The following is a 696-nucleotide window of genomic DNA, read 5'->3' as shown; positions in this document are numbered from 1 at the left end:
TCGTTCTTTAAAAATTTGGGTATGTGATAGAAAGATAGACTGAACGTTACTTTCACTGGTAACGGATCAGGCTAAGGTAAAATTTGTGAGTTGCTCTTAGGAGCTCAATCGAATTTTCGGCGAATGTCGTCTTCATAGTATAACCAGATTGCTTGGGGTTATATGGTCAAGTGAAGAAGCGCATACGGTGGATGCCTTGGCAGTCAGAGGCGATGAAAGACGTGGTAGCCTGCGAAAAGCTTCGGGGAGTCGGCAAACAGACTTTGATCCGGAGATGTCTGAATGGGGGAACCCAGCCATCATAAGATGGTTATCTTGTACTGAATACATAGGTGCAAGAGGCGAACCAGGGGAACTGAAACATCTAAGTACCCTGAGGAAAAGAAATCAACCGAGATTCCCTTAGTAGTGGCGAGCGAACGGGGACTAGCCCTTAAGTTGATTTGAGATTAGCGGAACGCTCTGGAAAGTGCGGCCATAGTGGGTGATAGCCCTGTACGCGAAAATCTCTTATCAATGAAATCGAGTAGGACGGAGCACGAGAAACTTTGTCTGAATATGGGGGGACCATCCTCCAAGGCTAAATACTACTGACTGACCGATAGTGAACTAGTACCGTGAGGGAAAGGCGAAAAGAACCCCGGAGAGGGGAGTGAAATAGATCCTGAAACCGTATGCGTACAAGCAGTGGGAGCC

1 rRNA gene is annotated in these 696 nt (G+C 47.1%); it reads left to right on the top strand.

The window, feature by feature from the left end:
- Positions 1-164: 164 nt before the first annotated feature.
- A 23S ribosomal RNA gene (locus tag ACM6J5_RS20445) occupies positions 165-696 on the top strand; the annotation flags it as partial.

Origin of the sequence: Pseudomonas sp. IT-P74 (assembly GCF_949768175.1) — a bacterium.
GTDB lineage: Bacteria > Pseudomonadota > Gammaproteobacteria > Pseudomonadales > Pseudomonadaceae > Aquipseudomonas.
The sequence above is the reverse complement of the archived record's forward strand: the minus strand, read 5'-3'. Positions and strand labels throughout refer to the sequence as shown.